This is a genomic window from Loktanella sp. M215, assembly GCF_021735925.1.
In the GTDB taxonomy this organism is placed as follows: Bacteria; Pseudomonadota; Alphaproteobacteria; order Rhodobacterales; family Rhodobacteraceae; genus Loktanella.
On record NZ_WMEA01000001.1, the window covers coordinates 2,950,295 to 2,975,190 of the forward strand.

Consider the following 24,896-nt stretch of genomic DNA (forward strand, 5'->3'; position numbering starts at 1 on the left):
CCTCGTGGACGCCAGCCTGCCTGTTCCATGCGCGATCTAGGGTTGCCTGCCCCGATTGCCCGTCGCCTGGGATGCATCACTCACCGCCGCCACCCATTGGGTGCGCGGCGGTTTTTTTAGGCGGAACAGGTGCTTACGACGTAACCTTCGCGTCATCCAGTGCCGCAAGCGTCGCATCGAAGGCGAGCATGATCGAGGCATGGCGGTTCTTGTAATCGCGCGCCGGTTCCAGCACGGCCAGACCGTCGAAGGGTGCGGTGGGCACAGGGCCGTCCGATTTCAGCATGGCGTTCAGCTCGTCCCGGCCGCGCTGCACGGTGGCGCGGTCCTGACCGACGATGGCCTGCCCGATGACCGACGCTGCGGCCTGACCCAGTGCACAGGCCTTGACGTCCTGACCGAAGCCGCTGATCCGCCCGTCGGTCACGGCCACGTCGACGGTAACGGTCGATCCGCACAGCGGAGAGCGCTTGCGCGCCGTGCCGTCGGGGGCGGGCAAGCGGGTGGTATGCGGAATCTCTGACGCCAGGGCGAGGATGCGCGTGGAGTAGAGTTTGATCATGTCGGTCTCGGCGCTCACCGGTTTGCCCTTTCGCTGGATGATCCCTAGATAGGGCGCCACGCGTTCAAAGAAAAGGTTGCGCCCATGTCCTTCGACCCCGCCACGCTGCGCTATAACGATGCAGGCCTGATCCCCGTGATTGCGCAGGACGCACAGTCGGGCGAAGTCCTGATGCTGGCCTGGATGAACGCAGAGGCGGTGTCGCGCACGCTGGAGACCGGCGATGTGACCTACTGGTCGCGGTCGCGGTCGGAGTTCTGGGTGAAGGGTGCGACGTCGGGGAATGTGCAGAAGCTGGTGGAATTCCGTCTGGACTGCGACAGGGATTGTCTGCTGGTCGAGGTCGATCAGACCGGGCCGGCGTGCCATACCGGGCGGCGGTCGTGCTTTTATACGAAGGTCACGGATGGGGCGGAAATCGTCACCGATGCGCCGATGGTGGACTGAGGACGCCTGCGGCGGGCGAGTATTTGAGGAAAAAGCGAGGAGGGGTGCGTCGCAGCGGACCTCATGGTGTTTGGGGGAGTGAAACGCGTGCGGCGGATGGGTCTATCCTGGTGATGCAAGGGGAAGCCCGACCATCTGTCTGATGTCGGTCGGTGTGGCGCCCTCGGCCCGGTAGGTCGCGATGGCGCGGGCGTCGTCGCGTTTGGCAAGCCGTTTGCCGGCCGCGTCGCGGATCAGGCGGTGGTGGTGGTAGGTGGGCGTTGGCAAGCCGAGAAGGTGTTGTAGCAGGACGTGGATCGGGGTTGCCTCAAGCAGGTCTGCGCCGCGCACGACGTCGGTGATGTGCTGCGCGGCGTCGTCGATGACGACGGAGAGGTGGTAAGACGTCCCCATGTCGCGGCGGGCGAGGACGACATCGCCAATCGTCGAAACCAAATCTGCAGATGAGTCACTTTTAACAGTGGTTTGGAGAGCGAGCTTCATATCGAGGCGCAAGGCCCTGTCGCTCGGTCGCGGCCCACTGCGCGGGTTGTGGCGGCAGGTGCCGGGGTAAATGACGCCGTCTGGGCCCATCGCGGCGCCTTCCTGCGGCGCACTGGCGGCGGCGAGGATGTCGCGGCGGTTGCAGGTGCAGGGATAGAGCAGGCCGCGGTTCCAGAGCGTGTCGAGGGCTGTGGCGTAAGCGGCCAAGCGGTCGGACTGGCGCATGACCGGCGTAGGCCATGTCAGACCAAGCCAGGTGAGGTCCTCGGTGATCTGCACCTCCCACGCGGGGCGGGCGCGGGATTGGTCTATATCCTCGATCCGCAACAGGAAGGTCCCGCCCGCGTCCCGTGCCATGTCGTGGGCCAGCATGGCCGAATAGGCGTGACCCAGGTGCAGCGGGCCTGTCGGCGACGGGGCGAAGCGGGTGATCAAGCGGGAACGGTTTCCGTCTGTGCCAGCCACGCGGTCCAGTCGGCCTTGGCGCGGTCGGTATAGGCCTTGTAGCGGTCCTTGCGGTTGCGGCGGCCACCCTTGATGCCAGTACCCTCCAACGGGGGGAACAGGCCGAAGTTCACGTTCATCGGCTGGAACGTCTTGGCATCGGCGCCACCGGTGATGTGGGTGACGAGCGCACCCATCGCCGTGGTCTCTGGCACCGGCGGCAGGTCGATGCCATGCGCCTGTGCGATGGCAAGGCGCGCGGCCAGCAGACCCATCGCGGCGGATTCGACGTAGCCTTCGACACCGGTGATCTGGCCGGCAAAGCGGATGTTGGGCCGCGATTTCAGGCGCATCTGGTGGTCGAGCAGCGTCGGAGAGTTGATGAAAGTGTTCCGGTGAATGCCGCCCAGACGCGCGAATTCTGCATCCTCCAACCCGGGAATCATCTTGAAAACAGACTTTTGCGCGCCGTATTTCATCTTGGTCTGGAAGCCTACGATATTGTAGAGCGTGCCAAGCGCATTGTCGCGGCGCAGCTGCACGACCGCATAGGCCTTGGTCGCGGGATCGTGGGCATTGGTCAGGCCGACGGGTTTCATCGGGCCAAAGCGCAGGGTTTCGCGCCCCCTCTCGGCCATGACCTCGATCGGCAGGCAGCCGTCGAAGTAGCCGGCGGTCTCGCCTTCCTTGAATTCGGTTTTTTCGGCCTCCAGCAAGGCGTCGATGAAGGCCTCGTACTGGTCCTTGGTCATCGGGCAGTTCAGGTAGGCGGTGCGCTCGTCCTCGCTCTCGCCCTTGTCATAACGGGACTGTTTCCAGGCCACGTCCATGTTCACCGTCTCGGCGTAGACGATGGGGGCAATGGCGTCGAAGAAAGCCAGCTGGTCGGCGCCGGTCTCGACCCGGATCGCCTCGGCCAGCGCGCCGGACGTCAGCGGGCCGGTCGCGATGATCCATTGGCCGTCATCCGGCAGGGACGTGATTTCCTCGTATGAAACCAGGATGTTGGGGTGCGATTTCAATGCAGCCGTCACGCTGGCGGCAAAGGGGTCGCGGTCGACGGCCAAGGCGCCGCCAGCGGGCAGGCGATGCTGCGCCGCGGTCTGCATGATCAGGCCGTTTGCCTGACGCATTTCCCAGTGCAGCAGGCCCACGGCATTCTGCTCGTGGTCGTCGGACCGAAAGGAGTTGGAACAGACCATCTCTCCCAAATCACCCGTGCGGTGGGCGAAGGTGCCGACCTTGGGGCGCATCTCGTGGATGACGACCCGCAGGCCCGCATTTGCGGCCTGCCAGGCGGCCTCTGATCCGGCCATGCCGCCGCCGATGATGTGCAATTCATGTGTCATGCCCGCGATGTAGGACACCGCGGGCCGATTTGCAAAGGCTCAGAAGCCCGGCAGGACCTCGAAGATGCTACGGTTCGTGAAGGTGGTGCCGCGCGAGGCACCAAAAGCCACTTTGGCGCCGACGGTAAAGAACCCGACGCCGTCGGATTGCCCGTCGTAGTTGCCGGTGATCCGGCCGACCTGCGCATAGAATTGGGGGCCGACCTCCATCTGGTATTCCGCGCCGACGGATACCTGGCTGAGCGTTGCCCCTTCGACGTTGTAGAGATCCACGTTGCCCAGCAGCGAGAAGCCGTTCCGCAGCGCATAGCTGCCGTCGACGCCGAGCAGCGTGCCGTTCTCATCCTCGCTGACGGTGCGGCCAAGGTAGCCGCCGACGTCGCCGCCCATGAACGCGCTGGACCCCTCGATACCGATCAGGCTCGCGTCGCCGCCGTCCGCGCTGTCGTAGGCATAGAAACCGCCAACCGATGTGGCAGAGGACAGGTGATACGTGCCGTGCAACGTGACGTTGCTGGCGGTCGTGTCGAAATTTTCGGGCTTGTAGCCGGCCGCATTGGCGGACAGGCTGAAGGTCTGCATGAACCCCACTTCGACCCCGCCGGAATAAGTGGTGCCGCCGAAGTCGGACCCGTTGGTGGGAGCATTGTATTCAATGCCCAGTTCACCGCCGGTAACCTCCTGCGCCATGGCGGCGGATGATGCGGCCACCAGAACGGTGGCAGCAAGTGCTGCTTTATAGATCATGTTACACGCCTCAATTATTGTTTCCAAGGCTTGCTGCCTCTTGCACGTCGAAATTATCCGGCACGAAGTCCTATGGCAAGACGCGGCGTGGCGCGCGGCTGGCGCGCGCCACAATCTGTTGCGTCAGGGTTTCAGCGGATCAGAAGCCAAGAAGGGTTTTGGCAATACCGCGCTGCTCGAATGTCGCGCCACGCGGCCCGCCAAATGAATAGGTAGCAGAGACATTGGCGTATGTCGCGTTATCGGAATAGCCAAAGACATCGCCTTCGATGCGACCAACTTCTGCAGCCAGTTCGAAATCGTTACGGAGTGTGGCACCAACACCTGCACCAATACGATTTGCACCGATAGCGTCGGTCAGGCGAATACGGTCATAGCGTCCGCTGACCGTGAAGATGTCGTTCACCATGAAGGTGGCAGACATACCGATCTGATTCAGGTCGACATCACCCACGCCACCGTCGATAAAAGGGCCACTGTCAATTGCCGTGACACCGAAGTAGCCGTCAACCTTGATTTGATTGTAGCCGTAACCGCCTTCCACACCATAGAATTTGATGCTGTCTCCGTCCGAGGAGTCTTGGCCTACATAAATGCCGAATGAAGCGTTTTCGCTGGCGTTGTAGATGCCATGTGCGGCGAGTGAAAGGATATCGCCGTCAAACCCGCCAATTTCGCCATTCGTATAGCCGAAATCGCCTTGAACCGAGAGTTCACGAGTCAGTGCAGCTTCGCCGCTCGCATTCAAAGCATATCCGGACGTCTTCAAATCGCTGTCAGTCAAACCGGCATACCCGAGCGAAATATCTCCGCCGGAAAAAGTCTGTCCGTAACTTTGCGAGCCGCAAAATGTCAGAACCATGCCGATAATGGCACAGAAATTGGTGTTCATGCTTTACCTCATAACTGGCCGCGCGTGAGTGGCGGCCTGATTATGCTCTTAAGCGAAATGAACAGCGGCCGAAAATGCCGGAGGACAAAGCGCGTATTAAATGCGCTGCAGTGGCATTAGCATCACGCCTCTTCCACACTTTCTCCGTCGGCGTCACCCTGATCGGCGATCCATGCGACGCTGACGACCTCTTCGCCCTTGGCGGTGTCGAACACCTTGACGCCGCCAGCCCCGCGCGAGCGGAAGCTGATGCCGTCGACGGGGACGCGGATCGACTGGCCGGTCGAGGTGACCAGCATGATCTGGTCCGACAGATCGACCGGGAAGGAGGACACGAGGTCGCCGCCGCGCATCGCCTTGTCCATCGCCGTGACCCCCATGCCGCCACGGCCGCGGACAGGATAATCGTGGCTGGAGCTGAGCTTGCCTGACCCTTTTGATGTGATCGTGAGGATCAGATTCTCGGCCGCGGACATTTCGGCATAGCGTTCTTGGCTGATCGCGCCCGGTGCCACGTCGTCCTCGTCATCGGAAACTTCGGCGTCGTCGGCCAGACCCGCCATGGCGCGGCGCATCTTCAGATAAGCTGCGCGTTCAGACGCTTCCGCTTCGAAGTGGCTGATGATCGACATGGAGACGACCGTGTCGCTGCCGCTCAGGCGGATGCCGCGCACACCGACCGAGGCGCGGGAGTTGAAGACCCGCACATCCGTCGCCGGAAAGCGGATCGCGCGACCCGAATTCGTGACCAGCATGACGTCGTCGTCGTTGGACGCGATGCGGGCGTTGATCAGGGTGTTGTCGGCCTGTTCGTCCTCGAACTTCATCGCGATCTTGCCGGCGCGGTTCACGTTGGTGAAATCAGACAGCTTGTTGCGGCGCACGGTCCCCTTGGACGTGGCAAAGACCACCTGAAGATCGTCCCAGTCCGCCTCTGGCCGGTCGACGGGCATGATCGCGGCGATGGAGACGCCGGGCTGGATCGGCAGGATGTTGACGACGGCCTTGCCCTTGGCGGTGCGGCTGCCGAGCGGCAGCTGCCAGCACTTCAGCTTGTAAACCATGCCGTCCGTTGTGAAAAACAGCAGTTGGGTATGGGTGTTGGCAACGAAGAGGGTCGTGACGACATCCTCTTCCTTGGTCGCCATCGACGATAGCCCCTTGCCGCCGCGGCGCTGCTGGCGGAAGTCGGCGAGTGCCGTGCGCTTGATATAGCCGCCGGAGGTGACGGTGACGACCATGTCCTCGCGCTCGATCAGGTCTTCGTCGTCCATGTCGGCGGCCCAGTCGACGATTTCCGACCGGCGGGGGACGGCGAACTGGTCCTTCACCTCGTTCAATTCGTCGCGGATGATCTGCATGATCCGGTCGCGCGATCCGAGGATTTCGAGGTAGTCACGGATCTTGGCGGCAAGCTCTTTCAGCTCGTCGGTGACTTCCTTGACGCCGATCTGGGTCAGACGCTGCAGGCGCAGTTCCAGAATGGCGCGGGCCTGTGCTTCGCTCAGGTTGTAGGTGCCGTCGTCGTTCGCCGTATGGGTCGGATCGTCGATCAGGGCGATGTATTCAAGGATGTCGCGCGCGGGCCAGCGGCGGGTCATCAGCGCCTCGCGCGCTTCGCCCGCATCGGCAGATTTACGAATGGTGGCAACGATTTCGTCGATGTTCGTGACAGCCACGGCCAGACCGCACAGGATGTGCGACCGCTCGCGCGCCTTGCGCAATTCGAACGCGGTGCGGCGGGCGACGACGTCTTCGCGGAAATCGACGAAGGCCGTGAGGAAGCGGCGCAGGGTCAGCGTTTCCGGCCGGCCGCCGTTCAGGGCCAGCATGTTGCAGGCGAAATTGGTCTGCATCGGCGTGAAGCGGAACAGCTGGTTCAGGACCACGTCGGCGGTGGCGTCCCGCTTCAGCTCGACCACGACGCGCACGCCGTTGCGGTCGGATTCGTCCTGTACGTGGGCGATGCCCTCGATCCGCTTTTCGCGGGCCGCTTCGGCGATGCGGTCGATCATCGCGGATTTGTTCACCTGATAGGGCACGTCGTCGATGACGATGGCCCAGCGATCCTTGCGGATTTCCTCCGTATGGGTGCGGGCCCGCATAATGACCGAACCGCGCCCCTCCAGGTAGGCCTTGCGCGCGCCGGAGCGGCCAAGGATCAAGCCGCCGGTCGGAAAGTCGGGGGCCGGGATGTAGTCGATCAGGTCTTCGGAGGTCAGGTCCGGGTTGTCGATCAGCGCCAGCGTGGCATCAATGACCTCGCCCAGGTTATGGGGCGGGATGTTGGTCGCCATGCCGACGGCGATGCCGCCAGCGCCATTGACCAGCATGTTGGGATATTTGGCAGGCAGAACCGTGGGTTCGCGGTCCTTGCCGTCGTAGTTGAACTGAAAATCGACGGTATCCTTGTCGATGTCGTCCAGCAGGTAGTTCGCGACCTTGCGCATCCGCACTTCGGTATAGCGGTAGGCCGCGGCTTTGTCGCCGTCCATGGACCCGAAGTTGCCCTGACCATCCAGCAGCACGAGGCTCATGGAGAAATCCTGCGCCATCCGCACGAGGGCGTCATAGATCGCGGAATCGCCGTGCGGGTGGTATTTGCCCATCGTCTCGGCCACGGGGCGCGAGGATTTGCGGTAGGGCTTGTCGAAGGTGTTGTTGGTGTCGTGCATCGCGTAAAGGATGCGCCGGTGCACCGGCTTCAGCCCGTCGCGCAGGTCCGGAATCGCCCGGCTGACGATGACCGACATTGCGTAATCGAGGTAGGCCGTCTTCAGCTCGTGTTCGATGGTGACGGACGGGCCGTCATAGGTCCACTTTGGCGTGGCATTTTCGTCATCGTTTTCAGGGGTTTCCGGTGTATCGTTCACGTGACTGCCTTGCTGGATGCCGAACCTAGATTTGGGTTAAGCCAACATAACAGATACCCGATCTGGTGTGCAACGCCTGATGCCTGCTTGCCTTGGCAGCCGCTGGTCGTGATTGCCAACAGCATGTTTTCATTGACTTTTAAGTGTCCGATGAAAGTCTGGGATCATGGAGGCGCAACAGAGCAGGAGACAGGCGATGACAACCGAGACGGAACTGATGTTGAAGGGCTACGGGCTGACCACGGCCGAACTGACCTACCACATGCCCGATTACCCGCATGTGCTGAACACCTACATCTGGCAGGATTACGATCTGGCCCCCGATCACGACCGTCTACTGAAATTCATTGGCTTCTGGCGGGACACCCTAGACGGCCCGCTGCGGTCCGTGCGCTACTGCCACCGCAAGCTGATCGCGCCCGGCGAATGGCGTAACGTCGTGGGTGAATTTCACTACCACTGACGCTGGCTGCCGGGCTTTCCGATTTTTCGTGGAAAAATCGGCTTGGGGCTCTGCCCCAAACCCCGAAGTATTTTTGACCAGAAGAAGGTCAGGCGTGGCTGCGGGTCGGTCTGTCGAAGACCCGGCGGCCCAGAAGCGAGGCGGTCAGGTCGACCATCAGGGACGCCGTCTTGCCGCGGTCGTCGAGGAAGGGGTTGAGCTCCACCAGATCGAGGGAGGTGACGAGGCCGCTGTCGCAGAGCATCTCCATCACCAGATGGCCTTCGCGCACGGTGGCGCCGCCGGGGACGGTGGTGCCGACGGCAGGGGCGACGCCGGGATCGAGGAAATCGACGTCGAGGCTGACGTGCAGCATGCCGTTTGCGGCCTGCACTCGGTCGAGGAAGGCAGCGAGGGGCGTGCGGATCCCCGTCTCGTCGATCACCCGCATGTCGACGACGTCGACGTTCATGTCGAGCAGGGCGGCGTGTTCGGCGCCGTCCACGGACCGCAGGCCGATCATGCAGATGTTGCCGGGATCGACGCGGGCGGGCAGGGGCGGGAAGGCCCCAAAACCCTCGCGGCCGATGACGTAGCCGACGGGCGTTCCGTGCAGATTGCCGCTGTCGGTGGTGTTCGGCGTATGGATGTCGCTGTGGGCATCAAGCCAGAGGGCGTAGAAGGGGCGATCCTGCGATGCGGCATGGGCTGCCATGCCGGCCACGGAGCCCAGCGCCAGTGCGTGATCGCCGCCAAGGAAAATCGGCAGGCCGCGCGGGGCGGCTTCCTGTGCTGCGGCCATCAGGGTCTGGGTCCAGCCAACGTTTTCGGCCAGCGCGTGGACTTTGGGATTGGCGTGGGGCGCGACATTCACCTGTGCCGGGGACAGGTTGCCCAGATCCTCGACCGTGTGGCCCAGCGCCGTGATCGCCTCGGCCAGACCGGCGGTGCGGTAGGCGTCGGGGCCCATCAGGCAGCCGCGGCGGCGTTTGCCGCAGTCGACCGGGGCGCCGATCAGGATGCAGTGGGTCTTGGACATGGGCTGACCTTTCAGGTGCGGGCGCGGGCGGCGGCAATCCAGACGAGGACCAGCAGCGCCGAGAACAGCGCGTTCCAGCTGGCCATGGAGAGATGGAAGAGCTCCCAGCTGACCTGATCACACATGATCAGGCGCGGGCCTTCGGTCGACAGCAGATCGCCGGACAATGCGCCGCCACCGCCGCCGGTGCAGGAGGAGGGGCCGGGCCACCAGCCACGCTCCACCCCGCTGTGAAAGACGCCGATGCCGCTGGTGATCGCGGCGGCAAGCGCGCCGAGCACGGGCAGGGCGGCGCCGGGGATCGCCAGCGCCAGCGCACCGATCACGACGGCGGCGGCGTGGGGCCAGCGCTGCCAAAGACACATCTCGCAGGGCAGGTAGCCCATGAACTGAAACAGAAAGGCGCCCGCCAGCAGCAGGGCAGAGCCGCCGGCGGCCACAAGGATCAGCGTGTTGCGCATCAGACCACCTTGAGCAGGGCAAAGCCGCCGACCAGCAGGACGACGAATACGGTAAAGACGAGGCCGAGGCGCCGCTCGATGAATTCCTGAATGGGCGCGCCGAACCGCCACAGAAGTGCGGCCACGATGAAAAAGCGCAGCGCGCGCGCCACGATCGACGCCAGAATGAAGATCGGTAGCGACAGGCCGGTCACACCGGAGGCGATGGTAATGACCTTGAACGGAAAGGGCGTGACACCGGCGATCAGCACGGCCCAGGCGCCCCAGTCATTATACTTGACGGCAAAAGCGTCGAATTCCGCACCCTTGCCGTAGAAGTCCAGCACCGGCTGGCCCACCGTCTCGAACAGGGCGGCACCGATGTAATAGCCCAGCAGCGCACCAAGAACCGAGGCCACGGTTGCCACGGCGGCAATCAGAAACGCGCGGCGGGGCCTGGCGATGATCATCGGGATCATCAACACGTCGGGCGGGATCGGGAAGACGCTGCTTTCGACAAAACTGACGATGGCCAGCGCCCAAAGCGCATGAGGCGATCGTGACAGGGACATTGTCCAGTCATAAAGGCGGCGGAGCATGGACGCGATCCCGTAGTTTCTGGCGCGCTTAGGCCATACAAGACAGGCAGGCGTCAAGCCATCCGCCGCGCAACCGCTTTTTTGCGCATTGCAGCGTCCGATTGCCGCACTACCCTGATGATCACAAAGCAGCGATCAGGCCGGGTGCTGCCCGGTTTTCAGCGAGAGGATCATGACATGAAGTGGCAGGGGCGGCGGGTCAGCCGGAACGTGGAACGGCGCAGCGGTGGTGGCGGTGGCCGCGCCATCGGCGGGATCGGTGGCATCGGCGGGATCGTGATCCTGCTGCTGGGCTGGTATTTCGGTGTCGATGTGTCCGGCATCGTCGGCAACGGCGGCGCCGGCACGGGCACCCAGCAGGTCGACAACAGCACCATCGACGCGCAGGATCCGGAGATAGAGCAATTCGTCGGCGTGGTGCTGGCCGATACCGAGGATGTCTGGGGCGCGATCTTTCAACAGCAGGTGGGCGAGGCCTACAACCAGCCCAAGCTGGTGCTGTTCGATGGCATCACCCGGTCGGCCTGCGGCACGGCAAATGCGGCCACGGGGCCGTTCTACTGCCCGTCGGATCAGGACGTCTATCTTGATACGGCCTTCTTTCGCACGCTCCAGCAACAGCTGGGGGCCGGCGGCGACTTTGCCGCTGCCTATGTCGTGGCCCACGAGGTCGGGCATCACGTGCAGGACGAACTCGGGATCCTGGCAGAGACCAACCGGATGCGGTCGCAGATGAACGAGGCGGATGTCAATGCGCTGTCGGTCCGGACCGAACTGCAGGCGGATTGCTATGCGGGCATCTGGGCACAGGGGACGCAGGCGATGAACGGTACGCTGGAACCGGGCGACATCGAGGAAGCCATGAACGCGGCATCGCGGATTGGCGACGACACCCTGCAGCGCAACGCGGGCCAGGCCGTCAGTCCAGACAGCTTTACCCACGGCACCAGCGCGCAGCGCCAGCGCTGGTTCCAGCGCGGTTTCGACAGTGGCGACATGACCGATTGCGACACCTTTTCGGCCGACCAACTTTAACGCATTTCGATCTACGGGCCCGATTGACGCGGGCCCGTAGCTTGTTTACCTGAACCCACCGGCCGGTGTGGCGGAATGGTAGACGCAGGGGATTCAAAATCCCCCGATCGCAAGGTCTTGTCGGTTCGAGTCCGACCACCGGTACCAAATGAAATCAGCCCCTTAGCGGGGCTTTTTTCATATCATCCGGGATGGCAGTGCGAAATGTTTCCCACATTGTTTCCCACTTTCACGTTCTGTCCCCGTTCTGTTCTCGTCGCTGTTGGGCCGTCTTCGACAGCTTCTTCTGCCGTGCGGCCGATCGATACTTCGCGACCATCTCCAGCGATTTGTGACCGGTAACCGCCTGAATCTCCGAGTCGGTGCAGCCGGCCTCGGCCAGTTCTACCGCGGCAAGGTAGCGGAGGCCGTGCAGGGTATAGATCTTCGCCTCGGGCTTCTCCTCGATGATCTTGGCGCGCAAGGCCCGGAACACCTTTTCGATCCCGTCGTAGCTGATGCCCTGTGTTAGGTTCTTGGCGGAGATGAATTTGCCACGCTTAGGCAGCGTCTCCAGATAGTCGCGCAGCAGCTTGGGGCAGTAGATGGTCAGGCGGGCATCCGTCTTGTCTTGGGCGACGCTCATGTACTCGCCATCGAAATGAGACCACTCCATCTTGGCGACATCACCCGGGCGCTGTACGGTGCCGGCGCCGACGTAGAATGCCGCGAGAGCATGACCCTCGGCCCGGGCAAGATACTCGGCCTGAAACCATGCGGGCCACGGCTGGAATTCGCGCTGCGCCCCGAAGAGCTCGATGCCGGCGGCCGGATTCGTTGTCATCCATTCGAGCTCGATGGCATGGCGGAACAGGATGCTGCTGATCTGGACGTACCAATCAGCCTTGCGCGGAGTGTCAGCATACTTCTCGTGGATCGCCACGATGTGCCCGCGGCGTGTAGCGGTGACATCCTTGTGGCCGTTCTTGATCCCGAATTCGTCCAGAACGGGCAGGTATTTGCGCTTGGTACCATCGGCCAGCTGGCGGAACCTGCGGCTGGCTTTGTAGCTCTGGATCAGCGCCGCCCAGTTCCGCTTCGGCTTTGGAGCCGCATGTTTGCCAGACCGGATTGCCCAGTAGATGCGGTCGTATTCATGGGTACCTGGCTCCGCATTGATCGGAATGTATCGTTCTTTGCGCTGCCCATCCTCCATCACGGCCTGACGGTAGTAGTGATAGGCTCGACCGTTGCGGTGCTTCGTGACCGTGTTCGGCTTCGATTCCTTCTTCAAAGATCCAGCCCTTCCATGTGCCGTGCAGCATCGCCACGCATGATGGCTTCCAGCTCCTGCACGTCCCATCTATTCAGACGGCACGGACCCGGCAAAGCCCCATCGTCGACCAACCTGCGGAATTCGATCGGCTTCATGTCCAGAAGCAAAGCCGCAGTCCGTTCGCTGGCAAAGAGGGGTTTCGCCATGCCCATCAGTCGCGAACCTTCGACCCGACTTGATCCGGCTGCCCGTTCGCCAGTTCCAGCAGTAAGTCCGCATGGCAAGGGCCATCCAGTGGGCACCAGCAGGCGAGGTTCTTACCGCGCAGTTGAACGCGAACACTGGCGACCAGATCTACCTGTTCGGGGCGTTCCAGATGGGCGCGATAGAGCTGCACCAGGTAGGCGCGATCCCCACCCCCGTCTGCCCCACCCTGATAGGGATTGCCCCAGTTCGATGGCCGGGCCACGACGACGGTGTTCGCCGGCTTGCGCCAGCCTTTTTTGCGGGACAGTTGGATGCGGTCCGGCTGGTCAACCATCGGCCCTCACCTTCGTGGTCTTTGTCTTCTCACGAAGCAGATGCTCGAGCTTCGCCGTCGCCATGATGACCGGCTTCAACTCGGCCGGCGCGGCGTCGTAGCCGCGGCCGAAGCGGCCATTCAGCCGCGGGCCGAGGGCCTTGGGGATCGCCTCCCAGTTCGACGGATCCGTGTTCGCCTTGTCGCCGTCCAGGCATTTGAGGCGCATGCCCTCCGGTACTGGACCGTTCTGCTTCTCCCAGAGCCAGCGGTGCTTGTGCACCGGCCGGGTCGCGGCGCCCGTCCAAGGGTTCGGTTCGTCGACGATCAGGATGACGTATCCGTCCTTTCTGTCGATCCGCTCGTGGCCGGCGCCACGGTAGGTGTGCGGGGTCTGCCCCTTCTTAAACCGGGTCCGGGCGCTGTTCGGGTTGAAAGGCATCCTCTTGCCCTTGTTCTGTGGCACCTGACCTTTCGTGAAGCAGCCGGTGCGGCCCGTCATCCAGCCCTTGCGATGGCACAGGTGCTTGATGGCGTCGATCGACACGTCCGTACGACCCGTCCATTTGCAGAACGCCGCGTGCAGGTCGCGCCGGGGCATCTGTGCCAGCTTCTCGATGAACAACAATTCCGCATCGCTGTAGGGGATCTGGCGGCCCTTCATGATGCCTCCTTCGGCAGCGAAGCCTGACCCACCTGCGGCAACATCGGCAGCAGCTTCTCACCGTGCTCGGCGAAGAGCTTGGCGGCCTTAAGCTGCAGATCGGCGTTGCCCGTAATCTTGTCGGCGACCTGGACCATTGCGCCGGCGCGCTTGACCTCCTTATCGAGATCCTCGGGCGACAAGTCCTCATCGGACAGCCGCTCGAGCTGCGCGAACAGGTGATCGTTCAGGTCGGACAGCTTGTTCTTGGTCATACGTCCATTCCCGTCACCGACATGTAGAGCTCCAGATCCTCGGCGTTGCTGCGCCGCTTTGCGTGGCCGGCCTTGTCCATCGCGCGGAGCTTGATGATCTGGTTGATGGCGCCGACGTTGTAGCCGCGCCCCTTGGCCTCTTTCTGGACCTCTTTGCGATCGTCACGCAGGTCGCCCATCTCGGCGATCAAGCGTTCCTGCCGCTCGATGAAACCGATCAGCTCGTCGGCGGTGACGCGGAAGGCATTCTCCCGGGTCTCCCGGTCGGCGTCGTCTTCCTTCATGGGCTTGGCGGCGCGCTGTTTGTCGGCATAGATCTTAGCCTGCGGCGACAGCTCTTGCGGGGTGGTCTTGGTCACTGCAGATCCTTTCGGGCTGGGGTCAAATCAGGGCGAACGTCGCGGCGGTCGCGGCGATCCAATATAGCGGCACGACAATCAGGGCCGCGCCGACGATATTGGGGCGCGGCGACGCGATCAGGATGCCCGCGAACATCAGGGCTGCCGCGAACATCAGAGCGATCTGGACAGCCACGACGATCATGCGACGGCGACCCGCATCAGCATGAACATCACGAAGGCGAGCGCGAACAGGACGGCGGTCGTGCCGCTGTCGCTTTCCGTGTCGACGCCGGTTCGGATCGCGTGGACGATTTCGCAGATGCCGCGTGTCGCGGAGGCGATGCCGATCGCGATGCAGGTGAGGGATGCGATGCAAAAGAACAGGCCCACCGCATCGCCGAAGCTGCCGGGGATCATGCCGCCACCTGCGGGCCGGTGTCGGCGGTCAGGACGCGGGCGGCGACGGTGAACCAGTAGGCGACGGCGCTTTCGGCTGTGTCGCCGGTGGCGGTCACACCGAACAGGTCAATTTCGTGGAGGTGGGTTGCGGGGCGGCTGCTGGCGTTGGTTGCTGACAGCCATGTGCCAAAGCCGGTTGCGACACCAGCGCGGATCGCGTCGGCCCGCTTTTCCGGGGTCGCGACAGTGTAGCGAAGAAGGAAGAATTCAGAAAGGGTCTGCGGGTCTGACATGGGATCACTCCTGCGGTTCATGCAGGAGTGATAAATCTATCAAACTTAGACGGTCAAGAAGTTTCGTCTAATTTACATAGATTTCATTTGCTAGACATACGAGGCTCTGCCCGTAAAAGCGGTGCGCCGAGCTCGCCGCTAGATCGTTGATCGGGGGCCGGTCGCTGCATGATAGCCAGCATCGCTGCAGTGTTTTCGGCGGTGGCGATCATCGTTCGGGTCAACTGGGCGGCAGTCGTCAGTGTTAGGCCGATCGCGATCGCCGTCGCGGGCAGAACGTAGGTCTGCAGCGCGACGCCGTTGCTGAATGCCAGGACGGCAACGACGCCGCCGACGATGGTCAGGCCGATTCCGGCGATTTCCTGAAAGCCGGTTAAAATCTTTGCAGTGGTGTAGCTTGGCATCTGTAATGGTCTTTCAATGCTATAACGTGGCGGTGGGTGGATACTGAATGACGGTATCGTGCGCCGCAACTGTTGGATGAGCATGGATTGACGGGTGCAGCGCCAATGGCTACGAATGTTCCTTAATTGTTCTTTGTAATTTCTGAGGCGAAGTGGGTGACGGACGGCAGACTATCAGCCCTGATCAACTTGGCGGATCAGTCGGGATTGACTGTCGATGCGTTGGAATTTTTGAGCAGAGGGCTTGATGATACCGCGTTCGCTATTTTCGCGGGCAACGTATCAACGCTACCTAAGTATATGAAATCAAGAGAAATTCCATATCTTTCTCGAAGCAGGATGGCGCCGTCGATAGATATCCTGTGATCGCCGCTTTCCCATTGTGAGTAGGACTTAGGGTTCACGTCGGCTTGCTGGGCGTACTCGATCGAGGAGTAGCCGTAGTAAGCGCGCACCGCGCGCAGACGATGCGCAATGTCGGCAAACCGCCCTGAAACTTTCTTCTCTATCATGCGCTTACCGTATCATGTCGCAAAAACTTAGACGATCCGGTCGGCATAGGATTGACATTATCCAAATTTGATAGATTTTATGCCGCATGACCAATGTGCGCGAAATCTTAGACCGGCTGGGCCGTGACGCTGTGGGGACCGCCCTTGGCGTGACCGGCAAGTCGCTGTCTGCTGCGGCTGTCAGCAATCGCTGCCCATCGAGCTGGTGGCTTGTCCTGTCGGAACTTTGCAAGGAGCAGGGCATCGAATGCCCTGCTAAATTGTTCACGTTCAAACCTGCACCTGTTGAATTGCCCGATCGGGTGGCGTCATGACCGACGCCGCCCGATCCTTATGTTTTTCCGTGTCTGACTTGCACCCCAGACATAGGAAAGGATCTACCGGAATGTCTTGCCGAAAGTTTTCCGCACGGTCGAAGAAGGCCGACACACTGACCTATCGCCAGCAATTCGCCGCGACCTGGAGCCTGTTTGTCAGGGCGAATTTCGACAGCGCGGCCGAGGTTGCCACCATCTTTCGCGTCGATCCATCCACTGCCGAAAACTGGTGGACGGGATCGAACGCGCCGCAGGGTTGGGTCGTGGCTCGCGCGATGACGGACCCCGATCTGCGCGACGCGGACTGGTCCGCATTCGGTGGGCACTGATGTGGTGGCGCGTGATCATCGGCAAGTTCTGGCAGGTGACCAGTCCCGCCTGGGGGCGGCTCTACGGCGCCGAATTCTGGGCTGCGGCGCATGTCGCGACGATTGGCAAACGCTGGTCGATGGTGCTGCTGGTCAGAGCCGGGGAAGGGTGGGCGGCTTCGGCCGCCCGTCGCCTCAGAAAACTTTCCGGAAGGGGTGCCGCATGAGCTGCACCCTTTTCCCCGTTATCGGGACCAGTGCGGCGGTCCCTCTCGTGTCGGCGCTGCCAGTGCCTGGTGTGCGTCTGCCGGGGGCGTTCGCGCCCCAACCTGACGGATGCGGTCGGCGTCTACCCGCCGCCGCATCCGCTTTTTTCGGCAAACCCCACGTCGCGACGTCCTTAAAAGACCCAGAGGTCCGGGGCCTGACCGGGGGGCCAAGCTGTCGCATCGACGTGCCCCCCGCATTCCGAGTGCTCGAGTATGACGGGTACGGTTCCTATTTCGGCGGATGTCACTGCATCTGCCCCGACTGCGCCTTGGCTGCAGCGCGTCGAGGTCGGCCCGATCACGCTCTACCTCGGCGATGCACGCCAGATCCTGCCGACGCTGCCGGGCATCGCGGACTGTGTCGTCACCGACGTGCCCTATGTCCTGACCTCTGGCAGGAATGCCGTGCAGGTCATGGGCGGCATCTTTGCCCAGGACGCCTATGATAACGGCGGCAACCTGATGGACACGGTGCGCTGGTCGGAGATCGGAGGGCCGATCTTCCGCGCCTGCAAAGCGGACGCCGATGCCTACATCATGTCGAACGACAAGAACCTGTTCGCCGCCCACGGCGGGTTCACCGGGGCCGGCTGGAAATTCCACAACCTGCTGGTCTGGGACAAGATCCGCGTGACCCGCAACCGCTGGTACATGAAGAACCTCGAGTTCACGCTGTACCTCTGGAAGGGGCGCGCCAAGGTCATCAACGACTGCGGGTCGAAGCAGTCATTCGCGCTGAACGCCGCCAAGGCTACGCAGCACCCGACCGAAAAACCGGTCGCCCTGATGGCGCAGTACATCCTGAATTCGACGCCGCCCGGCGATCTGGTGCTGGACCCGTTCATGGGCACCGGCGCCACGTTGGTCGCGGCCGCACAGGCAGGGCGCCACGGCGTCGGCATCGAGATCAACCCCGACCATTTTGACGTCGCCGTGGCCCGCGTGCGCGCTGCCCTTGCGACGTCGCCCTCACCGGAGGAACAGGCATGACGAATCTGGACATCCTCGAAGGCCATATCGAGCGGCAATCGGAGATCTGCGCCGCTGCGGCCCTTCGGCTTGAGGTGCTGCTGCTGGCGAGGCACGTTTTGAAGGGCGGCGCCGCCGATGCGCCTTATGCCGTGGCGCTGCAGGTAGATCCCGCCAGCGTCTCGCTGGTCGTGCAGATGCAGGGCGGGGCGCAGGCCGGAATTGCTGCCGAGCTGCTGAATGACGTCGCGCAGGATGTTGCTGCGGCCGATGTTTCCGCCGGCGCTGACGCGGTGCCGTCCATCGATCCTGTCGAGAAGGATGATCACGCGCCGGCGGAGGAACCCGAATCCGATGCAGGACCAGCGCCCGTGATCGACAACCGGGCGGCGCTGGCCCGGGAGTGGTCGCCTGAAGAGATCATCGATCTCCGCCGCCGTTTTGCCGCAGGCGAAAGCCCCGCCGATATTGCGCGGGCCTTGAACAAGTCGGCCAAGCAGGTGTCGAACAAGACGTTCCGCCTCGGCCTGCGCCGCGGCAAAGTGCCGTGCGACCAAGCGCTGCCAGTAGCGTCGGTGCCGTCACGCTCGACGGCACATGCCACCCCAAAACTTACGGCCAAGAGCAAACCGAACCAGACGATCGCGCAGCGGCTCGACCAGCTCGGCAAGAGCAAGGTCTGGACGCTCGAGCGCGACCTGATCCTTGCGCTGTCTTTCGTGCGCGGCGAAAGCGCCGCAAAGATTGGTGCGGCGATGAAGCTCGACACGGCGGACGTCACAGATCGTTGGCAGGCGCTGTGCCCAAACCGGAACGACAAGGCGGCAATCAATGCATTGGTGCGTGAGCTGAAGGTGCGGGCCAATGTCTGACCTCGAACGCAACTTTGCCCCAGTTTTCCTTTCCGAGGTCGGTGACGTCTATGGCGTGCTGAGCTTGGGAACCTCTCAGGTGACCCGCCGTGCGATAGCAGCACGTGGCAGGGTCTCTGGCAGCTGGTCGGGGTCCCACCCCTCGATCGGCACCGGCGGCGGCGACGCACATCCCCGGCTTCGCGCCGCCGGATTCTTTGATCTTTCGGACCTTCTGCGTGGGGCGCGGCATGTCTGAGGAGTTCGGTCCCATTATCATGCACGACGGCAAAGGTTGCCCGATACCGCTCGGCACCGTCATCCGCGTGACGGTAGAAATGTGGCCGGAAGACTACCAGACCGTCGTCGAGGTCGTCCGCGTCGCTGGTGCTGCCTGGACGTGGAGCAACTGGCTCGCGGCCTTTCCGAATGGAGATCTCTGCGGCCGTGTGGTGGCCTATGCTGTCAAGCGGCCTGATGCAATGGCGCAGCTGCGCGCGATTGCGGCCGAACCGCTTGCGATAACACCCGCATCGGTGCGCGCATGATCGGTGTCATCCTGCCCTGCCTAGCACGCGCCGTCTTGCTGGCCCGCGAGGGTCAGTCGGTGATCTACCTTGTGCCCTCCGTGGATGCCCGCCGCGAGGCTTGGGGCGTTTCGAAAGCACTGGGCGACGACGTCGGAGTGGCCAGTGAGAAGTTCGGCATTCTGTCGGTTGCGACCGGAAGCTTGCAGATCCTCACCACCGTCCGGGGTGATCTGAGCGACTGCGTCCGAGGTCGGGCGGGGCTGATCGTGCTGCACGCCGGGCTCCGATGGCATGACTGGCGGGCAGCGGCGAACGCGATGAACGCCCATCGATACGGCGTGGCGCTGGCAGAGCGGGCCAATGGCCACGCGCCGGTCTCCAACTTGGCGGAAGCCTTCACCACGACATGCGAACTGGACGTGAACAGGGAGGATCACTCATGACTGACGATCGACGGAAGCCGGACCGGGGCCTTCTTGCCGAATTCACGCTGCCCGCGCCTGGGTGTCTGCGCATGGTGCTGACCGACAGTGCATTCGGATCTTGGAAGTGGTTGACGGCAACCCGTCTACGCCGGGCGCGTATGGCTGCTTTCTGGGGGCAATCGACGCCACGGGGCAGGCGCTGCCGCTGCAGATCGAATGCGACTTTGCGCATGTCGCAGGCCGCGCCACAGCGCGGAATTCGCGGATCAAGGCGGTGCTCGCCTCCGCCGCCGCAGCGCAGTCTGTGGAGGTCGTCTGATGCCGGGCCGCAAGTACGACGACGCGACGATCGCAGCCGCGGTCGATCGGCGGTGGCAAGGGCAAGGCTTGTCGCGCATCGCAAAGGATCTCGGGATGACGCGCGGTGCTGTCGAGTATCACTGTCTGGCTCAGGGCGTCGTGCCTGATGGCGGATCGATCGTGTGGCTGAACCGCACGAAGGTCGTGCGACGCGGCAATCACTTGGTGCGCCTGTTCACTGCGGCGGAAGATCGGAAGACGGAGGCGCTGCGGATTTCCGGCGCTTCGATCACTGAGATTGCGCGGGCGCTCGGGCGTAAGCTGGTGTCGGTGCGCAGCCGGTTGCAAACGCTGGCCCGGCGCCTTGAAGCGCGGGAGGCTGCGGCGTGATGGAACCCCTCGATATCTGGCGCGGATCGTTCACGCGCCGCTGGCACACGCACCCGGACCTCGCGGTGCACGACGATCCGATTTGCGGCCATCAAGGCCGCTGCGCGCTGCTGGTTATCGTCCTGTGGCCGGATCATTCCTCTGAGCTGCTCCGGGCAGCTGTGACCCACGATATGGGCGAATTCCGTGTTGGCGATCTGCCGGCTTGGCTGAAGGAAGAGGCGGGGGACCTGATCGAAGACCATGCCGCTGCGGAACATCGCGCGCTGGCGGCGATGGGCCTTCTCGTGCCGCTGGACGACGATGACCGGGTCCGGCTGCACCTCGTGGATAAGCTCGACGCCTACCTCTTCGCACGGCACCGGGTGCCACATGTGGTCAACCACCCGGCCTGGCGCGCCGCGCGGATGCGGATTTTTGAGGCCGCCGCTCAGACAGGCGTCTGGACCGCGGTGGAAAGCATGGTGACGGTATGAACGCCCTTAACTTTCATGCCGTCCCTGAGACCGGTCTGCCGGACTACCCGATCGGGCGCGAGGTCCGCATGGCCGGGCACTTCTTCACGATGTGGGACCATGTCCGCTGGCTGAACAGCACGATGTACCGCAAGGCCACGCCGGAATCACAGTGCTACTTCATGAACCTGTGCTTCATGGCCCAGTCCCAGCGCCCGGTTGGCACGCTGCCGGCCGACGACGGCGAACTCGCGCACATGCTCCGGCTGCATCCGGACCGGTGGATGGAGTTGCGGCGGATGAAGTTCGGTCCCCTGCGGCACTGGGAAAAGTGCCTCTGCGACGACGAGGTCCGCCTGTTCCATCCGGTCGTGCTCGAGGTCGCCCTCGATGCGCTGGGGCGGCGGCAGGCGCGAGAGGCCAGCAACGCGGAAAAGGCCGTCACGATGCGGCTCGTGCGGATGCGCGAGCAGCTGGCCAAGCTCGGCGTGCACAAGGCGGTGCTGTCCGACGACGTCCTGATCGAGCGCATGGATCAGTGGCTCGCGGATCATCACAAGGGCCAGCGACGCACGCCCGCCTTCCAGCGCGTGATGGAGCATGCCGCCGCGCAGGGATGGTTCAACCCGAGGCGTTAGATAACAGCGGCTTAGACCGTCATTCCGTTACCACCACAGATTGACACGTTCCAATAACGGAATGGAACAGAACGGAACAGTTCCGCACGGATTGGAACAGTTCTGCGTATAGGAGAAGAGAAGATATGAAATGAAAAGATAGATACGAAACCGCCACGAAACGGCGGGACGGAAAAGGTGGCAGGTGAAGCAGGGCTGAGAGAAAGAAGGGCCGATGATGCAGACACAAGCGAGTGATACGGTCAGCACGACGACCACGAGAGCGGGACTGAGTGCGGCGGCGGTGGAGCGGGCTGAGGCGCGCGCGCGGGTGCAGGCGCTGTTCTGGGACCGGATCGACGAGGCGGGGATGCAGCGGCCCCGGCATGGCGGGTCGCTGATGACGCTGGAAGATTACCAGGCAATGCGCCGGCGGCTCTGCGACCGGCTGGCCTACCTCGAGCCTGACAACCTGCTGACCCTGGCCGAGTTGATGATCTGCAACGCGGCCGGTGCCGGTCGCCCCCGCCATGGCGTCTGGCCGGAGGCGGCGATCCTGTCGGAGGCGAAGGCACTGCAGACACCACCGGTGACAGACATGCCGATCGTAACCAGCTGGCTGGCGTCGATCGAGGGACCACCCGCGGTGGCCGGCGGTTTCGAGGTCGAACTGTTCCGGCACCTACGCCGCACGGGTCGCCCGCCGCTGCCCTACGACATGCACAAGATCCGCGAGGATGGGATCGAGGCGAACCGCCAGATCGAGCTGGTGCAGAGCCGGATCGACCGGGACACGGCGACGGCGGAGGATCGCGCCTGGCTGGAAGCCTACCAGCGCGACCGCCAGGCGGTGGCACAAATCGTCAAAGCAGGACAGGACAAGCGGTTGGAGCAGAGCGCATGATGATGGCACGGGACTTCACGAGGGCGTCGCGCGGTGCCGCACAGGATATCGGCATCTGGCCGCTGCTGGTCTGGGCCTTCCGCACCGAATGCGCGCAGCTCGATCTCGGGGGCGGACGCGATCGGCTGGGCCATGGCTACGGCTACGCCAGCATGACCAGCATCATCGCCCAGCACGAGCAGCTCGGCTGCCGCATTGACGGCGGTGGCCGGTCAGATCCACATCCGGATGCCGACCTCGTGGCGGCGGCAGTGGCGGTGCTGCCGGAAGGGTGTGGCGGTGCGCGGATGGCAGTGACGATCGCGGAGCTGGCGCGAGCGGGGATGATGCCGGAGTGGCACGTGCCGACGTGGATCGAACCGTTGAAGTGGGGGACCAGCAGATACGGACGCTACGCTGTCACGGCGGATGCGGCAGAGCTGGGTGCAGGGGGCTGGCCACACCAGCCATATACCACCCGCAAGGGCGGCAACCGATTTGAAGAGGTCAGATATTGCCCGGTTAACATCCGCGGCGGGGTGGCTGAAGTGACAGCAAAGCGCCGTGCCTGGCTGCTGTGGTGGTCTGCCCTGCTCGAGCTGCGCAATACTTTCCAGCTTGGCGGTGATCTTTCGGCCTGGAGCGTGACGGCAACGATGCCGCCTCGCGAACCCTGGAAGGTAACCGCATGATCAAAGCGGTCGCTTGGTGCTACCTGAATGAATGTCAGCTCTAAGATTGTGCTACCATGTCACTGAAGCATGCTGTTTGTTCTTTCGAGCCGCCAGTAATAGTCTGGACAAGATATTTGGTGCGAGTTATTGACCAAACATCAGTGCTCCCAGTCCTTTAGAGATTCCCATGGCGAAATCAATTTTAGCTGAAAAACCATTTATTCTTGAGAGAACCAAGGACGACGAAGTGACCATGCACTTTAGGATTCACGCGACACCTGCGGTCGGCGGATGGGCCGCAGCTGGGCCATTACTCGCAGCATGGATGATATTTTTGGGATGGTGGCCCGGCGCGGCACTTTCGATGATTCTTACAGGTGGAGATATAAATGTCCCTTTATTGTTGGTTGGGTGGGGCGCTTCTATTGCTATTCCAATATTTTTCTCAAGGCGAAGCGATAAAAAGCTGAGGGCAAAAGGTTCGCAGTTTACCCGTTTGATCTTCAATCGCGACACAGTGCAGACAACAACTAATTCGTTGCTTTCACGCATAGATATTGAGGGCAGTTTTTGGCAGGGAGCGGATACAAACTTTACTTACAAAAGCGAAGCACAGCGAAAAGTTAGGCAATCTATTGCAGATGAGAAAGCTAGGTCAGAGAACGCGGTTGGTGTGAACTATGGCACTCAGGAAGTCATGTTGACACACCAGACTCTTACCCAACTACAGGCTCAAAAGATTGCGGATGCAGTGGCCGCTTGGGTCTCGAATCCAAATTATCTACTAAATGTTGTAGATAACGAGGCTCTCAGAGTTGCATAATAATCTCTATTTCCACGGGGCCCTTATCAGAAACGCGTGTTACCGCTGTTTTGTTTTCGCTGCATGTGGCAAACCGGTAAAGCCTTGCTTGCAACTGTTTTCTCGTTCCCCTTCCCGTAGCCGAGATTGAGACCGGAACTATAACGGTAACTTTATCCGCGTAGTTGACCTCCATCTGAGTTCGGAAGCAGCCAAAACGGAGCGCTGGGGGTTCAGTTTTGAAAAACTTGTTGACCGGGAAATTCATCCCCCCTAGCCAAGAACCCAATAGAACATCTGCGCCCGCCGGTACTAACCGTGCGGGCGCGTCTCGTTTCAGCCCACCGCATACCCCCGGCCCTTGGGTCCTTCCCGGGTTCGGAGCGTATACGGGCGGGCGGAGCGCATGTGTTTCGCGCGGCTCAACTAACCGATAAGCCTCAACTATCCTCAACTTTAGCCAGTTGGACTGGAGATCATGACCCTGCTGAGCACCACTGATCTTGCCAGGACGCTAAAGGTGACGACCGGTCGGGTCAGTCAGTACGTGTCTGAAGGCAAGCTCGAGGGCTGCTACACCGGGTCCGGACGGCAGCGCCGGTTCGATCTGAGCAAATGCGCCGATGCTCTGGGCCGCCGCCTCGACCAAGGGCAGATGCTGGGCAACGGGTCGCGGACCAAGGTTGCCATCCAGGCTGTCAGAGCGGGCGACGATGGCGACGATGACCGGGCGCCGGTGGCACGCCAGCGATCGGACACGCCCCTGCGACCGAACGATCCGGACCTTTACGAGTTGGCCCGGACGCAGAAGGTCACCGAGGAAGCGCGGCGGGCCCGGCGGCAGAACGAGTTGGACGAAGGCAGCTTCGTGCTGGCAGCGGAAGCGGCGCGGCAGACGGCGCGGATCGTGGCGCAGGAGATCGCGGGTTTCGAGACCGTCCTGCGCGAGGCGGCGCGCAAGATCGCCGACACGATGGGCGTGGATTACAAGGTGGCCCGCAAGATCCTGCTCGACACCTGGCGCGGCCACCGGGCCGTGCGGTCCGAGGCGCTGGCAGAGGAGGCAGAGGAAGCTCCGATGACCGACGCCGAGCGGGCCGCGGACTTCTGAG

General features: G+C 62.6%; 39 protein-coding genes and 1 tRNA gene. 20 read left to right on the forward strand and 20 right to left on the reverse strand.

The genetic code is table 11. The features are described from left to right. Positions 1 to 133: 133 nt before the first annotated feature. A complete protein-coding gene (locus GLR48_RS14550) occupies positions 134 to 580 on the reverse strand; it encodes an iron-sulfur cluster assembly scaffold protein (RefSeq protein WP_237062493.1) in 447 nt (148 codons plus the stop codon). A gap of 66 nt (positions 581 to 646) precedes the next feature. Here GLR48_RS14550 and hisI point away from each other — a divergent pair, with 66 nt between their 5' ends. Next, positions 647 to 1,009, forward strand: a complete 363-nt coding sequence (hisI, locus tag GLR48_RS14555) for a phosphoribosyl-AMP cyclohydrolase (RefSeq protein ID WP_237062494.1) — start codon at positions 647 to 649, stop codon at positions 1,007 to 1,009. A gap of 102 nt (positions 1,010 to 1,111) precedes the next feature. On the opposite strand, the gene gluQRS is transcribed toward hisI, so the two are convergent. From gluQRS to gyrA, 5 genes are all read right to left on the reverse strand, one after another. Then, the gene (gluQRS, locus tag GLR48_RS14560; protein ID WP_237062495.1) at positions 1,112 to 1,927 is read right to left on the reverse strand and encodes a tRNA glutamyl-Q(34) synthetase GluQRS; all 816 of its coding nucleotides are present in this window, start codon (positions 1,925 to 1,927) and stop codon (positions 1,112 to 1,114) included. Continuing rightward, positions 1,924 to 3,285 (reverse strand): methylenetetrahydrofolate--tRNA-(uracil(54)-C(5))-methyltransferase (FADH(2)-oxidizing) TrmFO, encoded by a 1,362-nt coding sequence (trmFO, locus tag GLR48_RS14565; protein ID WP_237062496.1) that lies wholly within the window; start codon positions 3,283 to 3,285, stop codon positions 1,924 to 1,926. The genes gluQRS and trmFO overlap by 4 nt, the downstream gene beginning before the upstream one ends. Positions 3,286 to 3,324: 39 nt before the next feature. After that, positions 3,325 to 4,032: a hypothetical protein gene (locus tag GLR48_RS14570; RefSeq protein ID WP_237062497.1), complete on the reverse strand. Its 708-nt coding sequence runs from the start codon at positions 4,030 to 4,032 to the stop codon at positions 3,325 to 3,327. 139 nt (positions 4,033 to 4,171) lie between these two features. Further along, positions 4,172 to 4,924: a hypothetical protein gene (locus GLR48_RS14575; protein WP_237062499.1), complete on the reverse strand. Its 753-nt coding sequence runs from the start codon at positions 4,922 to 4,924 to the stop codon at positions 4,172 to 4,174. Between the two features lie 122 nt (positions 4,925 to 5,046). Beyond that, complete coding sequence (gene gyrA, locus GLR48_RS14580) at positions 5,047 to 7,797, reverse strand: DNA gyrase subunit A (protein ID WP_237062501.1); 2,751 nt, start codon at positions 7,795 to 7,797, stop codon at positions 5,047 to 5,049. Positions 7,798 to 7,993: 196 nt separating this feature from the next. Between gyrA and GLR48_RS14585 the strand changes: the two genes are divergently transcribed. Beyond that, positions 7,994 to 8,260, forward strand: coding sequence for an usg protein (locus GLR48_RS14585; RefSeq protein WP_237062504.1), 267 nt, complete (start codon positions 7,994 to 7,996; stop codon positions 8,258 to 8,260). Between the two features lie 88 nt (positions 8,261 to 8,348). On the opposite strand, the gene rocF is transcribed toward GLR48_RS14585, so the two are convergent. From rocF to GLR48_RS14600, 3 genes are read right to left on the reverse strand one after another with little or no spacing between them, the layout of a single operon-like run. Continuing rightward, on the reverse strand, positions 8,349 to 9,278 hold the full coding sequence (gene rocF, locus GLR48_RS14590) for an arginase (protein WP_237062506.1): 930 nt from the start codon (positions 9,276 to 9,278) through the stop codon (positions 8,349 to 8,351). An 11-nt stretch (positions 9,279 to 9,289) separates the two neighbouring features. Continuing rightward, positions 9,290 to 9,739 (reverse strand): disulfide bond formation protein B, encoded by a 450-nt coding sequence (locus tag GLR48_RS14595; RefSeq protein ID WP_237062508.1) that lies wholly within the window; start codon positions 9,737 to 9,739, stop codon positions 9,290 to 9,292. Continuing rightward, complete coding sequence (locus GLR48_RS14600) at positions 9,739 to 10,317, reverse strand: YqaA family protein (protein WP_237062510.1); 579 nt, start codon at positions 10,315 to 10,317, stop codon at positions 9,739 to 9,741. The genes GLR48_RS14595 and GLR48_RS14600 overlap by 1 nt, the downstream gene beginning before the upstream one ends. 177 nt (positions 10,318 to 10,494) lie before the next feature. On the opposite strand from GLR48_RS14600, the gene ypfJ reads away from it, so the two are divergent. Together ypfJ and GLR48_RS14610 are read left to right on the forward strand one after the other, a co-directional pair. Continuing rightward, entirely contained in the window at positions 10,495 to 11,352 is an 858-nt protein-coding gene (ypfJ, locus tag GLR48_RS14605) for a KPN_02809 family neutral zinc metallopeptidase (protein ID WP_237062512.1), read from the forward strand. A 61-nt stretch (positions 11,353 to 11,413) separates the two neighbouring features. After that, a tRNA-Leu gene (locus GLR48_RS14610) sits at positions 11,414 to 11,499 on the forward strand. An 82-nt stretch (positions 11,500 to 11,581) separates the two neighbouring features. On the opposite strand, the gene GLR48_RS14615 is transcribed toward GLR48_RS14610, so the two are convergent. From GLR48_RS14615 to GLR48_RS14665, 11 genes are all read right to left on the reverse strand, one after another. Further along, positions 11,582 to 12,625 carry a tyrosine-type recombinase/integrase gene (locus GLR48_RS14615; RefSeq protein WP_237062513.1) on the reverse strand — a complete coding sequence of 348 codons (1,044 nt, stop codon included), beginning with the start codon at positions 12,623 to 12,625 and terminating at the stop codon, positions 11,582 to 11,584. Beyond that, positions 12,622 to 12,819: a hypothetical protein gene (locus GLR48_RS14620; RefSeq protein ID WP_237062515.1), complete on the reverse strand. Its 198-nt coding sequence runs from the start codon at positions 12,817 to 12,819 to the stop codon at positions 12,622 to 12,624. The genes GLR48_RS14615 and GLR48_RS14620 overlap by 4 nt, the downstream gene beginning before the upstream one ends. Next, positions 12,819 to 13,148, reverse strand: coding sequence for a DUF4326 domain-containing protein (locus tag GLR48_RS14625; RefSeq protein ID WP_237062517.1), 330 nt, complete (start codon positions 13,146 to 13,148; stop codon positions 12,819 to 12,821). Before GLR48_RS14625 ends, GLR48_RS14620 begins: the two co-directional genes overlap by 1 nt. Beyond that, on the reverse strand, positions 13,141 to 13,791 hold the full coding sequence (locus GLR48_RS14630; RefSeq protein WP_237062519.1) for an HNH endonuclease signature motif containing protein: 651 nt from the start codon (positions 13,789 to 13,791) through the stop codon (positions 13,141 to 13,143). Before GLR48_RS14630 ends, GLR48_RS14625 begins: the two co-directional genes overlap by 8 nt. Continuing rightward, the gene (locus GLR48_RS14635) at positions 13,788 to 14,045 is read right to left on the reverse strand and encodes a hypothetical protein (protein ID WP_237062521.1); all 258 of its coding nucleotides are present in this window, start codon (positions 14,043 to 14,045) and stop codon (positions 13,788 to 13,790) included. The genes GLR48_RS14630 and GLR48_RS14635 overlap by 4 nt, the downstream gene beginning before the upstream one ends. Continuing rightward, the gene (locus tag GLR48_RS14640) at positions 14,042 to 14,404 is read right to left on the reverse strand and encodes a GapR family DNA-binding domain-containing protein (protein WP_237062523.1); all 363 of its coding nucleotides are present in this window, start codon (positions 14,402 to 14,404) and stop codon (positions 14,042 to 14,044) included. Before GLR48_RS14640 ends, GLR48_RS14635 begins: the two co-directional genes overlap by 4 nt. A 22-nt stretch (positions 14,405 to 14,426) precedes the next feature. Then, on the reverse strand, positions 14,427 to 14,588 hold the full coding sequence (locus tag GLR48_RS14645; RefSeq protein ID WP_237062525.1) for a hypothetical protein: 162 nt from the start codon (positions 14,586 to 14,588) through the stop codon (positions 14,427 to 14,429). Beyond that, a complete protein-coding gene (locus GLR48_RS14650; protein WP_237062527.1) occupies positions 14,585 to 14,803 on the reverse strand; it encodes a hypothetical protein in 219 nt (72 codons plus the stop codon). The genes GLR48_RS14645 and GLR48_RS14650 overlap by 4 nt, the downstream gene beginning before the upstream one ends. Next, complete coding sequence (locus tag GLR48_RS14655) at positions 14,800 to 15,078, reverse strand: hypothetical protein (RefSeq protein ID WP_237062528.1); 279 nt, start codon at positions 15,076 to 15,078, stop codon at positions 14,800 to 14,802. Before GLR48_RS14655 ends, GLR48_RS14650 begins: the two co-directional genes overlap by 4 nt. 83 nt (positions 15,079 to 15,161) lie before the next feature. Beyond that, the gene (locus GLR48_RS14660; RefSeq protein WP_237062530.1) at positions 15,162 to 15,482 is read right to left on the reverse strand and encodes a hypothetical protein; all 321 of its coding nucleotides are present in this window, start codon (positions 15,480 to 15,482) and stop codon (positions 15,162 to 15,164) included. Between the two features lie 197 nt (positions 15,483 to 15,679). Further along, on the reverse strand, positions 15,680 to 15,994 hold the full coding sequence (locus tag GLR48_RS14665) for a helix-turn-helix domain-containing protein (RefSeq protein ID WP_237062531.1): 315 nt from the start codon (positions 15,992 to 15,994) through the stop codon (positions 15,680 to 15,682). A gap of 86 nt (positions 15,995 to 16,080) precedes the next feature. Here GLR48_RS14665 and GLR48_RS14670 point away from each other — a divergent pair, with 86 nt between their 5' ends. From GLR48_RS14670 to GLR48_RS14745, 16 genes are all read left to right on the forward strand, one after another. Further along, positions 16,081 to 16,308: a hypothetical protein gene (locus GLR48_RS14670; protein ID WP_237062532.1), complete on the forward strand. Its 228-nt coding sequence runs from the start codon at positions 16,081 to 16,083 to the stop codon at positions 16,306 to 16,308. Positions 16,309 to 16,379: 71 nt separating this feature from the next. Then, a complete protein-coding gene (locus GLR48_RS14675; RefSeq protein ID WP_237062533.1) occupies positions 16,380 to 16,640 on the forward strand; it encodes a hypothetical protein in 261 nt (86 codons plus the stop codon). Between the two features lie 11 nt (positions 16,641 to 16,651). Beyond that, positions 16,652 to 16,846 (forward strand): hypothetical protein, encoded by a 195-nt coding sequence (locus GLR48_RS14680; protein WP_237062534.1) that lies wholly within the window; start codon positions 16,652 to 16,654, stop codon positions 16,844 to 16,846. Positions 16,847 to 17,101: 255 nt separating this feature from the next. Then, positions 17,102 to 17,878 (forward strand): DNA-methyltransferase, encoded by a 777-nt coding sequence (locus GLR48_RS14685; RefSeq protein WP_237062535.1) that lies wholly within the window; start codon positions 17,102 to 17,104, stop codon positions 17,876 to 17,878. Continuing rightward, a complete protein-coding gene (locus tag GLR48_RS14690; protein WP_237062536.1) occupies positions 17,875 to 18,729 on the forward strand; it encodes a helix-turn-helix domain-containing protein in 855 nt (284 codons plus the stop codon). The genes GLR48_RS14685 and GLR48_RS14690 overlap by 4 nt, the downstream gene beginning before the upstream one ends. Continuing rightward, a complete protein-coding gene (locus tag GLR48_RS14695; protein ID WP_237062537.1) occupies positions 18,722 to 18,967 on the forward strand; it encodes a hypothetical protein in 246 nt (81 codons plus the stop codon). The genes GLR48_RS14690 and GLR48_RS14695 overlap by 8 nt, the downstream gene beginning before the upstream one ends. Continuing rightward, positions 18,960 to 19,256: a hypothetical protein gene (locus GLR48_RS14700; RefSeq protein WP_237062538.1), complete on the forward strand. Its 297-nt coding sequence runs from the start codon at positions 18,960 to 18,962 to the stop codon at positions 19,254 to 19,256. Before GLR48_RS14695 ends, GLR48_RS14700 begins: the two co-directional genes overlap by 8 nt. Then, positions 19,253 to 19,681: a hypothetical protein gene (locus GLR48_RS14705; RefSeq protein ID WP_237062539.1), complete on the forward strand. Its 429-nt coding sequence runs from the start codon at positions 19,253 to 19,255 to the stop codon at positions 19,679 to 19,681. Before GLR48_RS14700 ends, GLR48_RS14705 begins: the two co-directional genes overlap by 4 nt. Positions 19,682 to 19,781: 100 nt before the next feature. After that, positions 19,782 to 19,982, forward strand: coding sequence for a hypothetical protein (locus tag GLR48_RS14710; protein WP_237062540.1), 201 nt, complete (start codon positions 19,782 to 19,784; stop codon positions 19,980 to 19,982). Next, entirely contained in the window at positions 19,982 to 20,353 is a 372-nt protein-coding gene (locus GLR48_RS14715; protein WP_237062542.1) for a hypothetical protein, read from the forward strand. The genes GLR48_RS14710 and GLR48_RS14715 overlap by 1 nt, the downstream gene beginning before the upstream one ends. Further along, the gene (locus tag GLR48_RS14720) at positions 20,353 to 20,829 is read left to right on the forward strand and encodes a hypothetical protein (RefSeq protein ID WP_237062544.1); all 477 of its coding nucleotides are present in this window, start codon (positions 20,353 to 20,355) and stop codon (positions 20,827 to 20,829) included. The genes GLR48_RS14715 and GLR48_RS14720 overlap by 1 nt, the downstream gene beginning before the upstream one ends. Next, positions 20,826 to 21,446, forward strand: a complete 621-nt coding sequence (locus tag GLR48_RS14725; protein WP_237062546.1) for a hypothetical protein — start codon at positions 20,826 to 20,828, stop codon at positions 21,444 to 21,446. The genes GLR48_RS14720 and GLR48_RS14725 overlap by 4 nt, the downstream gene beginning before the upstream one ends. A 214-nt stretch (positions 21,447 to 21,660) precedes the next feature. Beyond that, on the forward strand, positions 21,661 to 22,329 hold the full coding sequence (locus tag GLR48_RS14730) for a hypothetical protein (protein ID WP_237062548.1): 669 nt from the start codon (positions 21,661 to 21,663) through the stop codon (positions 22,327 to 22,329). Beyond that, complete coding sequence (locus tag GLR48_RS14735; protein WP_237062549.1) at positions 22,326 to 23,000, forward strand: hypothetical protein; 675 nt, start codon at positions 22,326 to 22,328, stop codon at positions 22,998 to 23,000. Before GLR48_RS14730 ends, GLR48_RS14735 begins: the two co-directional genes overlap by 4 nt. A gap of 169 nt (positions 23,001 to 23,169) precedes the next feature. Further along, on the forward strand, positions 23,170 to 23,805 hold the full coding sequence (locus GLR48_RS14740) for a hypothetical protein (RefSeq protein ID WP_237062552.1): 636 nt from the start codon (positions 23,170 to 23,172) through the stop codon (positions 23,803 to 23,805). A 457-nt stretch (positions 23,806 to 24,262) separates the two neighbouring features. After that, positions 24,263 to 24,895, forward strand: a complete 633-nt coding sequence (locus GLR48_RS14745) for a hypothetical protein (RefSeq protein WP_237062553.1) — start codon at positions 24,263 to 24,265, stop codon at positions 24,893 to 24,895. The last annotated feature ends 1 nt before the right edge of the window (position 24,896 follow it).